The organism is Methyloglobulus sp., assembly GCF_046714055.1.
Lineage (GTDB): Bacteria > Pseudomonadota > Gammaproteobacteria > Methylococcales > Methylomonadaceae > Methyloglobulus.
This window is the reverse complement of record NZ_JBKKBJ010000146.1, coordinates 1-10,347: the sequence shown is the minus strand read 5'-3', so window position 1 is coordinate 10,347 and position 10,347 is coordinate 1. Positions and strand designations below refer to the sequence as shown.

The 10,347-nt window shown below is 47.6% G+C and carries 12 protein-coding genes and 1 pseudogene; 5 read left to right on the top strand and 8 right to left on the bottom strand.

What is annotated here, in order from left to right:
- Positions 1-88 precede the first annotated feature (88 nt).
- Positions 89-1,059, top strand: a pseudogene (locus ACLQ6D_RS08880) (IS110 family transposase).
- Between the two features lie 77 nt (positions 1,060-1,136).
- Here ACLQ6D_RS08880 and ACLQ6D_RS08875 read toward each other — a convergent pair.
- The 4 genes from ACLQ6D_RS08875 to ACLQ6D_RS08860 form a co-directional block, all read right to left on the bottom strand.
- Positions 1,137-1,418 (bottom strand): YfhL family 4Fe-4S dicluster ferredoxin, encoded by a 282-nt coding sequence (locus tag ACLQ6D_RS08875; protein ID WP_411726926.1) that lies wholly within the window; start codon positions 1,416-1,418, stop codon positions 1,137-1,139.
- 2 nt (positions 1,419-1,420) lie between these two features.
- Positions 1,421-1,906, bottom strand: coding sequence for a pantetheine-phosphate adenylyltransferase (coaD, locus tag ACLQ6D_RS08870; protein WP_411726925.1), 486 nt, complete (start codon positions 1,904-1,906; stop codon positions 1,421-1,423).
- A gap of 18 nt (positions 1,907-1,924) precedes the next feature.
- Entirely contained in the window at positions 1,925-2,476 is a 552-nt protein-coding gene (locus tag ACLQ6D_RS08865) for a hypothetical protein (protein ID WP_411726924.1), read from the bottom strand.
- 331 nt (positions 2,477-2,807) lie between these two features.
- The gene (locus tag ACLQ6D_RS08860) at positions 2,808-3,779 is read right to left on the bottom strand and encodes a methyltransferase domain-containing protein (RefSeq protein ID WP_411726923.1); all 972 of its coding nucleotides are present in this window, start codon (positions 3,777-3,779) and stop codon (positions 2,808-2,810) included.
- Positions 3,780-4,082: 303 nt separating this feature from the next.
- Here ACLQ6D_RS08860 and pdxA point away from each other — a divergent pair, with 303 nt between their 5' ends.
- Both pdxA and rsmA read left to right on the top strand, forming a co-directional pair.
- Positions 4,083-5,078 carry a 4-hydroxythreonine-4-phosphate dehydrogenase PdxA gene (gene pdxA, locus ACLQ6D_RS08855; protein ID WP_411726922.1) on the top strand — a complete coding sequence of 332 codons (996 nt, stop codon included), beginning with the start codon at positions 4,083-4,085 and terminating at the stop codon, positions 5,076-5,078.
- Complete coding sequence (gene rsmA, locus ACLQ6D_RS08850; protein WP_411726921.1) at positions 5,071-5,877, top strand: 16S rRNA (adenine(1518)-N(6)/adenine(1519)-N(6))-dimethyltransferase RsmA; 807 nt, start codon at positions 5,071-5,073, stop codon at positions 5,875-5,877. Before pdxA ends, rsmA begins: the two co-directional genes overlap by 8 nt.
- A 3-nt stretch (positions 5,878-5,880) precedes the next feature.
- Here rsmA and arsB read toward each other — a convergent pair whose 3' ends face one another.
- From arsB to ACLQ6D_RS08835, 3 genes are read right to left on the bottom strand one after another with little or no spacing between them, the layout of a single operon-like run.
- Positions 5,881-6,972 carry an ACR3 family arsenite efflux transporter gene (gene arsB, locus ACLQ6D_RS08845; protein ID WP_411726920.1) on the bottom strand — a complete coding sequence of 364 codons (1,092 nt, stop codon included), beginning with the start codon at positions 6,970-6,972 and terminating at the stop codon, positions 5,881-5,883.
- A complete protein-coding gene (locus ACLQ6D_RS08840; protein WP_411726919.1) occupies positions 6,969-7,445 on the bottom strand; it encodes an arsenate reductase ArsC in 477 nt (158 codons plus the stop codon). The genes arsB and ACLQ6D_RS08840 overlap by 4 nt, the downstream gene beginning before the upstream one ends.
- 55 nt (positions 7,446-7,500) lie before the next feature.
- Positions 7,501-7,851: a metalloregulator ArsR/SmtB family transcription factor gene (locus ACLQ6D_RS08835; RefSeq protein WP_411726918.1), complete on the bottom strand. Its 351-nt coding sequence runs from the start codon at positions 7,849-7,851 to the stop codon at positions 7,501-7,503.
- Positions 7,852-8,269: 418 nt separating this feature from the next.
- On the opposite strand from ACLQ6D_RS08835, the gene ACLQ6D_RS08830 reads away from it, so the two are divergent.
- Both ACLQ6D_RS08830 and ACLQ6D_RS08825 read left to right on the top strand, forming a co-directional pair.
- On the top strand, positions 8,270-8,476 hold the full coding sequence (locus ACLQ6D_RS08830) for a cold-shock protein (RefSeq protein ID WP_411726917.1): 207 nt from the start codon (positions 8,270-8,272) through the stop codon (positions 8,474-8,476).
- A gap of 93 nt (positions 8,477-8,569) precedes the next feature.
- Positions 8,570-8,833, top strand: a complete 264-nt coding sequence (locus tag ACLQ6D_RS08825; protein ID WP_411726916.1) for an RNA recognition motif domain-containing protein — start codon at positions 8,570-8,572, stop codon at positions 8,831-8,833.
- 338 nt (positions 8,834-9,171) lie between these two features.
- Here the strand turns inward: ACLQ6D_RS08825 and ACLQ6D_RS08820 are convergent, their stop codons facing one another.
- Complete coding sequence (locus tag ACLQ6D_RS08820; protein WP_411726915.1) at positions 9,172-10,143, bottom strand: 2-hydroxyacid dehydrogenase; 972 nt, start codon at positions 10,141-10,143, stop codon at positions 9,172-9,174.
- Between the last annotated feature and the right edge of the window lie 204 nt (positions 10,144-10,347).

Below are 10,347 nucleotides of genomic sequence, written 5' to 3'. Positions count from 1 at the left end.
TTAGGCCTAGAGCCTGTATCCATAAGGTTGAACATAGCGGTGTCTCCTGAGCATTAACTTTTTTATTTTTGAAAACAATGATAAGGCTATGATTAAGAAAGATTTTAATATTGTCATCGGCGCAGATATTGCCAAAAAGAAATTCGATGTTGCCTGCCTTATGGAAGGACAGTTTAAGCATAAAGTCTTTGCCAACGACGCCGTTGGTCTTGCTGGTTTTGGAGCCTGGTTTTTAAGCCTTTGCGGTGACGATAGCCCATTAATTTGTATGGAAGCAACAGGTTCATACAGCTTGCCATTGGCCGACTATCTGGTCAACCATGGCTTTCCTGTGAGCCCCGTTAATCCAGCCAAAATTCATGCGTTTGCCAAAGTGAACTGAGTCGCGCCAAAACCGACAAAGCGGATGCCAAGCTCATGGCCCGTTACGCATTGATGGCGCAGCCACCGCCGTGGACACCGCCACCCGCCCATATTCGCGAACTGCAGGCGCTGGTGCGCCGTGTCGGACATCTATTGGAGATGCTTCAAATGGAGCAAAACCGCCTGGAAACAGCGGATGCCAGCACACACCCATCGATCACCAATGTCCTCAGCGCCCTGGGAACCGAGCTAAAATCAACCCGCAAAGCGATTAAAGATCATATTGACAACAACCCTGACCTTAAACAGCGCAGTGACCTGCCCGAAACTATCCCTGGTATTGGTGAGGCCTGCATCGCCCCTTTATTGGGGGCATTAAGCGAGCATCATGGTTTTACCCGTGCCAAGCAAGTTGCGGCCTTTGCGGGTCTTGCGCCGGTGCTACGCGAATCAGGCCAATGGCGCGGTAATACGCATATTTCCAAAACGGGCGACTCCGCCTTGCGTAAGGTTTTATACATGCCCGCTCTTTGTGCCAAGCGCCATAACCCCGTCATTCAGGCCTTTTGGGGTCGCCTTCAGCGTAACGGTAAAAACGGTAAAGCCATTACTTGCGCCGCTATGCGTAAGTTAATTCATGTCGCCTTCGGCGTCATCAAATCTGGCAAACCTTTTGATCCTAACTATGCCATCTAAATATCGCTTGCTTTTAGGTGGGCAAGACGGTATCTGCCGGGGTGACGGCGTTTTAACTTGTGTGGATACCTATGCCTCTAGGGGGAAGGTTGGGATGAGGGGGGGGTTAAGGGCTTTTTTGTTAACTTTAAATATTTTTGATACAAGGTTTCGTTGTTCTCAACGTAATTCGGGTCTTTAGTGATGCAATCGACAGGACAAACCTCTACACATTGGGGTAGGCCGTAATGTCCGACGCATTCAGTACACAAGGCGGGATTGATAACGTAAATCTCTTCGCCTTGAGAAATAGCCCCATTTGGGCACTCCGGCTCGCAGACATCGCAGTTAATACATTCATCATAAATTATCAATGACATACTTAGTCCTGGTTAAACTTTTTGATTAGCTGTTGGTAGACCACCTCTGGTACAAATGAGGAAATATCGCCATGCAACTGGGCAATGGATTTAATCACGCTCGATGAAATAAACGTATACTGCTCCGGCGGTGTCAAAAATAGGGTTTCCAATTCTGGTGCAAGGTTACGGTTCATACCTGCCATTTGGAATTCGAATTCAAAATCCGATACCGCCCTAAGTCCTCTCAAAATCACAGTCGCACCATACTGCCTTGCACAATCGACTAACAGATTATCAAAACCGATCACTTCCACATTAGCATGTTTTGAGGTCGCTTGTTCGACCAAGTTTACCCGTTCTTCCAGGGAAAACAATGGCGTTTTCCCTGCATTAACGGCAACAGAAACAATGACTTTATGAAAAAGCCGGGAAGCCCGTGCAACTAAATCAAGGTGGCCGTTGGTGATCGGGTCAAAAGTGCCGGGATAAATAGCGATTATTTGCATAGATAAAGGTGAAACCGGCTAAACAAAAAATGCCAGCACAATGCCGACCAAAAACAGCAAAAACACGCTCACAAACGACAAAACACCCAAAACCAGCATGAACGGGTTGGCCAGTGTCGCTAAGCTGAAATAAGAACCCACCAATTCACGTGCCTCAGAAGCCATTGCTGCAACCGACCAAAGACTCTTGCCCGCGCTAAAAAAACCTAACTTAGGTGCTTTTCCGGCTCGGATATTCTGCACCGATACCTGGAGTTCAGTTTTGACATCGCCTACCATTTGTCCTGCGATGCCGGGCAGATTTTTTAGTTCTTCCAATGCCCACCAGAACCTTACTAGGATCAGTGTCGGCAAAAGTGCCACAATACCCGCCATAGCTGTGATGGCTAAAGAATAATGTTTCAAAAAGAAAAACCAGACGACCAACCAAACTGTCACCAGCAGCCCAAGAACCAACATTAACCGCAGCTTGTCGGCAAGGCTATCCACCAGCGGTAACAACCGTTCAAAAATGGATAGCAGTCGTTGTTTTTTGTCTGGCTCAAGAGAAGTCGTTAGTTTTTCCGGCATGATCATATTCTTTCAGGAACGGCACTTATAACTATTATAACCCGTCTCCTAAATACCTGGCAGACTTCATCTGCGTTGCCTATGATTGCTTACTATCAATCTGATACTTGGCATCTGATCGGATCTGGAACCGTTCGCCACGAATCCTCATGCGTGACGGGATTGGCAACATGCCCCGTCCGGCTCAGTTGATTGCAATCGAAGTCACGTAACTCGACATATTGTGCCTTGCATCTATATGGCATTATTTAATACTTGCTATGGCACAATATGATGAGCAGAGTGACCTACTGTCGCCCCATATTTTTCAAAATTCACTGCATTAGCCCTATCAAGCATATAACCGGTCGAGTAATTTTTTGCCATTGACAAAATTGGCAGTCATGCATTGTTCGCTGATCGTCCGGCTCATGCGACAAAAAAATCGCCGATAAGGCTCGGCAGTCAGGTAATGTTTGCAAGCAGTATGATTGTTCACGATATTGATAATCCGCTCTGCGTTACCTGGAATGTTTAATCCCTTATCTTTAATTAGATAAGCCATGGGGGTGCTCTTCTGAAAAAATACAGTGATGTTGCCACCATCTGCGGAAACTTTATGTTCCAGTTCGGTAAACCCGACTTTCTCACCGAGTTTACGCAAGGTATCGAGATTAAAATTGAAAATATGAGCCTCGTGAAAAGTACTTTTGGGTGACTGGCAAGTTGCTTCTATGGTCGGCACTTCTACAACCAGGATGCCTTGAGGTTTTAACAAGGAATGTAGCCTGACCAAAACGTCGTGCGGATTTTCAGTATGTTCTAGTACGTGCCAGATGGTGATCAGGTCGAAAGATTGATCAGGCTGCTGGATGTCCTGGATAAAACCGATTTGGACTTTCAAGCCGTATTCCTGTTTTGAATACTCGGCATAGCCTTTGTTAGGCTCTATCCCGCTTACATCATGACCCAGCGATTGCAGCAAGTAAGCGAATTCCCCGCCGCCTGTCCCTACGTCGAGAATTTTTAGCGGTTGGGGTAGCCATTTGTCCAGCAGCTTACGCCGATACAAAGCGACTTTCCCGGCACGCAGAATATGTTTCGGCTTGGGTGTATACGTGCCCTTATAGGCGACCCGGTAATCATCTTCGTAAAAGACCTTGGGATTATGGGGCAAAGGGTCAGTCCAGACCAGCCCACAGTCCTTACAGATCACCGTCCTGAGCGGCTTGCCGCTACGGCTATGGTTAGCAAGGACAGATATCCCCCTACCGCCACATAAATTACATGGATTTGAACACGATTCCTGATTATCTTGCTGCATAGGCTGTTCTCTGGGTGATAAATATTACGGGGTAGTGTTGCTGGGGGTGATTTTACTCCAATCAAAAGATTCATTCCGCATGTGTACAAAACAGCATGTGCCCACGACATTTTCTAATGTGGCAGATTGCATTGAAGTAGTCATGCTTTAAAAATGATAACCCAACTCTGCCCTGATAGGGCCATCCCACCGAAAATAAACTTTCGGTAGATATTGTGTCATCAAAAACTTCAAAACAACTGGCTTTTTTAACCCGCCCTAATCTTTTTATACTGTAAAATCTCTCATTTTTCCTTGCTGCACATGGCCAATAACCAAAACCTAAAAATCGCGTTAACGCCGGGCGAACCGGCAGGCATAGGCCCAGACTTGTGTATTGCTTTGGCACAATCCGACTTGCCTTGCCAACTGGTAGCCATAGCAAGCCCAGACTTGCTACAAGAACGTGCTAAACAGTTAGGTTTACCTCTTCAGTTAATTGAATTCAATAGTGACGCGCCCACACCAGCGCATAAGGCAGGACAACTAACCATAATGCCCGTTGACCTGATTGCACCCGTTAACGCAGGCCATCTTAACGCTGCCAATAGCCGCTATATATTAAAGACCATCACTAAAGCTGCACAAGGCTGTATCAAAGGATTGTTTGCGGCGATGGTCACAGCCCCGGTGCATAAGGGTGTTATCAATGATGCCGGTTTTGCATTCAGCGGACATACCGAATTTATAGCCGATATAACAGGCGGTAATCCTGTTATGATGCTGGTTACCCCAGGCTTGCGTGTGGCTTTAGTGACCATCCACATGCCCCTGGCAAAAGTCAGCCAAGCGATTACCCATACCCGTCTGAGACAGGTTATTCGAACCCTGGATCACGACCTGCGTACCCGATTTTCTATCGACAACCCGAAGATACTGGTGTGCGGGTTGAATCCACATGCCGGGGAAAACGGCTATTTAGGCAGGGAAGAAATTGACATCATTCAACCCGTCCTAAATGGCTTACGTAAGCAGGGTATCAATCTTGATGGCCCCTTACCCGCTGACACGCTATTCACCCCCAAAAACCTTGATAAGGCCGATGCCGTGTTAGCAATGTACCACGACCAGGGCTTACCGGTACTCAAACATATTGGTTTTGGCCGAGCAGCCAATATCACCTTGGGGCTCCCCATCATTCGCACATCCGTAGATCACGGCACCGCACTAGAATTGGCAGGCACGGGAGAAGCCGACTCAGGCAGCTTGCGTTATGCAATGGAAACCGCACTAGCGATGGCTAATAACAGCCATGCCTAACCCAACACATGCCCCGCGCAATCGTTTTGGCCAAAATTTTCTGCATGACCATTCCGTTATTACAAACATTTTGTCCAGCCTGCAAACCAAACCAGGCGAACACTGGGTTGAAATAGGCCCTGGGCAAGGCGCTTTAACTACACCGTTGCTGGATAAAAACATCACGCTTGATGTGGTAGAACTGGACAGGAATTTGGTAAGCCTGCTTAGGAATAAATTTAAAGGCCAGCCCCAATTAACCATTCACAGTGCTGATGCCCTGAAATTTGATTTTTCCGCGCTCATAGAACAGGGGGGGCAGAAAGAAAAACTACGCATCATCGGCAACCTACCTTACAACATTTCTACGCCTTTGCTATTTCATTTACTGGAGAATGCCGCTTTCATTGCAGACATGCACTTTATGCTGCAAAAAGAAGTGGTTGACCGGATTTGCGCAGCGTCAGGGAGTAAAAAATACGGTAGGCTTAGTGTGATGGTGCAGTATTACTGCTCAACGGAATGTTTGTTTGATGTTTTTCCTGAGAGCTTCGATCCAGCGCCGAAAGTCATGTCAGCCGTCATAAAATTGATCCCACACCCTAAGCCGCCTGTGGTGGTCAATGATCTAGCCGTATTCAACAAAGTGGTAACCCAGGCTTTTTCACAACGCCGCAAAACCCTGAGAAACTCACTCAAAAAACTAATCAGCGAAGATGGCCTTGTTGCGCTAGGTATCGATCCGGTTGCTAGGGCGGAGACTATCTCCCTACTCGATTTTGCCAATTTGAGTAATTGGCTAAGTGAAAATGCTGCTTAACGACTAAGAACGCTGACTACTTTCCTTTTTATTCATGCCTTGTGAAGTAGACGCTGGGGATCGCTCGTACCAGCCTTTAGAAGCATTTGCAACCCGTACAACCAGAAGCATTGCTGGCACTTCGATCAGTACACCAACCACGGTGGCAAGTGCCGCCCCTGAGTGAAAACCGAACAGGCTAATAGCGGCGGCGACGGCAAGTTCGAAGAAGTTGGACGCTCCAATTAACGCTGATGGACAGGCAATATTGTGTTTTTCACCGACCGCACGGTTCAACCAATAAGCCAAGGCTGAGTTGAAGAACACTTGGATCAGGATCGGCACAGCCAACAGTGCGATAACCAACGGTTGTTTCAAGATGGCTTCCCCCTGAAAAGCGAAAAGCAGCACCAGGGTTGCCAGTAAAGCCATAATCGACCATGGCCCAATCTTTACCATAGCGGCATCGAAAGCTGCTTGCCCTTTAACTAAAAGCAATTTGCGCCAGAGTTGGGCAAGAATTACTGGAATCACGATGTATAGCGCTAATGACGTAATGAGCGTCGCCCACGGTACAATAATTGCTGAGATACCCAGCAAAAATGCGACCAATGGTGCAAATGCCACAACCATGATGGCATCGTTCAATGCTACCTGTGAGAGCGTGAAGAGCGGATCGCCGCTGGTGAGCCTGCTCCACACAAACACCATCGCAGTACAGGGCGCAGCGGCCAGCAAAATTAACCCGGCAATGTAACTGTCGAGCTGGTCTACAGGCAGCATCGGAGCAAACAGGTTGCGGATAAATAGCCAGCCGAGGAATGCCATCGAGAACGGCTTGACCAGCCAGTTCACGAACAGCGTCACGGCTATTCCCCGCACGTGCTGGCGCACCTCATGCAATGCAGTGAAATCGACCTTCACCAACATCGGGATAATCATAATCCAGATCAACAACCCGACTGGCAGATTGACCTGTGCGAACTCCATGCGCCCAATGGCTTGAAAAATGTCAGGGGAAAACTGCCCCAAAACGACACCAGAAGCAATACAGAGCAGCACCCAAACCGTCAGATACCGCTCAAAAAATCCTAACGCAGACGGCTTACCGCTCATGAATGGCCGCCAATCTCATTCAATGCCTTTGTTATGTCGGCGCTGTTCAAGTCTTCCAACGGCAATGCCAGCATTTTGTGTATCCTGGCAGATAACGCATCGTAAGTGGCTTGAAACGCCTTGGCTATTTCTTCATCCGTGCCAGTAACGTGGGCAGGGTCAGTCAAGCCCCAATGCGCCCTTATCGCGCTGTTTAGGTAGACTGGACACACTTCTCCCGCTGCTTGATCGCACACCGTAATGGCAATATCAATGCCCTTGCCATCGAATTCATCCCAGGATTGGCTGGTAAAACCGTCTGTAAGGATACCGTTACGCACTAAAGTTGCAAGCGCATTAGGATTGACTTTTCCAGTTGGATGGCTGCCTGCGGAGAAGGCTCGAAACCGGTCACCCGCAAGATGGTTAATCAACGCCTCGCCTAAAATACTGCGGCAGGAATTGCCTGTGCATAAAATCAAGATGTTTAACATGATGTCCTTAACAATATTTATATATTCGTATAAGCAAATATTATAACTAAAAAAATTAGTTACAGCACCTTTTCATCTCAGGACGGCTTTCCATCGTTTGTAATCTATCACTGTCTCCTTGTTGCTTATGTTCACCGCCCAGCTCTTTCACGGTTGTATCCAATATATCAAACACCCAAGCAGGTAACGCAGGATTGATTTGATAATACACCCACTGCCCTTCGCGGCTATCGAGCAACAGGTTACATTGCCGTAACTGGGCAAGGTGGCGAGAAATTTTTGGTTGCAGCATATCAAGCGCATGAGTAAGCTCGCACACGCATAACTTGCCTTCTTTTTGTAGCAAGACCATACAGCGCAAGCGTGTTTCATCGGCAAGACATTTGAACAGTGTGGTTGGGGTCATTTTTTAAGGTGATCCATTGCTTTTTGTGTGGTGCTTCAAAAAAACCAAGCGAAATAACTCAAATTTGCTGTTTTTCTGTCTGTGTGGCCGATAAATAATGAAGCAAAGTAAGCTAAATACCGAACCCAGCTAAATTATATAGCACTGCAACATTTTCCGCCGTTTGCCTTTCTGTAGTGTCCAGAGTCCTTAGGTTTAATCGGAATAAGAATATTTCAATAGCTATCTTAGTGGTTAGTCCTTATAATAAATTTGTGAATAGAAGAAAATCAGGCGTTTACGTTTGGCGATTCTTACATTCAATCCTTGCGCGTTGATCAGTACTTTCAGAAAATCCAAGCATTTTCCTTTCTCTGCCTTGTATGGTTAGCAATCAAACACTAATGATTTATTTATGCCGATGGCATGAGGACGTAATATGGCAACAGGTACAGTAAAGTGGTTTAACGAGGCCAAAGGATTTGGTTTTATTTCACCTAGCGATGGCAGCCCTGATGTATTTGTACATTTTTCTGCGATAGTCAGCCAAGGTGACTTTCGGACGCTGGCTGAAGGCCAAGCCGTAAAATACGAGGTGGAAACCGGCCCAAAAGGCCCTCAAGCCAGCAACGTAGTCCCGGCCTAAAACATCTATCCATTTGAACCCACGTTTAAACCGAACTTAAGTACATTTTGTTGGCCAGGCAAGCCACAATCTCTTTGAATTAGGACAACACACTTGAAACGACTATTTGTAGGCAACCTGCCTAGCGATGCCACAGAAGAAACTGTAACAACCTTATTTTCCCAATACGGGAAAGTCCGCTCCGTTCAACTTGTCGCAGATATTTTCAGCGGCAAGTGCAGAGGATTCGGTTTTATCGGCATGGAAGGCCATGAAGCCAGGGCGGCTATCGCCGGACTGGACGGCAACCTGTACTGCGGCAAGCCTTTGAAAGTCAAATTTGAAGACGTTAGCGCAGTAAGAGGCGGCAGGCGTTAGGTTCTGTTGGCATTTTACTACTGGAACTAAGTTCACAAAAACATAGAGTTAGCTTTAAGCGCCGAAAGAGGTATCGTCTTTCCGGCATGGATTGCAGGAATCCAGAAGCCAGGGATGGCTTCCATGCCGACTGGATGCCGTCACTCCCTGACGGCATGACGGTAATCGCCTGATTTTCCGTTGCTGAAATGTCAACAGAACCTAAGAAGACGCGGAATATGTTGATTCGTTCATGGTTCGACGACCGAAGGAAATGCCTGTGGTACAAGCTCACCACGAACGAAATCAACACGTTGCCGTTCGTCCTGAGCCTGTCGAAGGATTTAGTCAGAGACTCTTTAAGCAACCCGGTCGCCAGGCTCATGACCCACAAAAAAAGCGGCAATATTGTCCAGCACACGATTACCCATCGCAACGCGGGTTTCTTCGGTGGCGCTGCCCAAATGCGGCAATAACGCCACATTGTCGAGTTCCAGAAATCCTGGGTCGATGTTCGGCTCACCTTCGTAAACGTCCAGGCCTGCCCCGGCAATCCAACCTTCTTTCAATGCCCTGATTAGCGCTTTGCTATCGACGACATCGCCCCTGGCGGTGTTGATAAGGTGCGCCGATGGGCGCATCAGTTTCAGGCGTTGTTCGTTAATCAAATGCTTGGTGGCATCACCGCCGGGGCAATGCAAGGACACAAAATTAGCTTCCGTCAATAACTCTTCAAGCGTTGCACATAGTGTTGCCTGTAGCCCGTCAATTATTTCTTGCGAGGGCGGATAAGGGTCGGTAAACAGTATTTTCATGCCGAACCCGTGATGCGCTTTTCTCGCGACGGCCTGGGCAATACGGCCAAAACCTATCAACCCCAGCGTTTTACCGGTCACTTTTCGCCCCAGCATGTGGGTAGGCCGCCAACCTGTCCATTGCTGGTTGCGGACCAGCCTATCGCCTTCCGAAGCGCGACGCGCCGTCATTAACAACAACAACATCGCAATATCTGCCGTGCAGTCAGTCAGTACGTGCGGGGTATTGGTGACTACGAGGCCTTCCCTTTTTGCAGCATCGATGTCGATATTGTTATATCCGACCCCAAAATTACCAATGATTTTGGCACGTTTGTTGGTTACGCCCAAAATGTCGGCGGTTATGGCATCAGTGACAGTGGGCAAAAGGGCATCCGCAGTTTGCAAAGCTGCCTTAAGGGCATCCACTGTCATTGGCACATCGGCTTCGTTTAACTGCACGTCATACAGATCCTGCAACCGCGCTTCGACAGGAGCAGGCCATTTACGGGTTACGATAACTTTGGGTTTAGTCATAAGCTATAATATTGAATTGAAATATTAGCTAAAAAAGATCAAGCGTAGTAGGGCGGATTAGACGCGCAAGTTATCCAGCATTCAGACAAGTATAGCGTTTCCGCGCGTCGTAATCCGCCAACTGCGGCGTTCAACGAAATGGCGGATTACGACGCGCGGAATATCCGTACATATCTGAAGCGTAAACGATTTGCGCGTCTAATC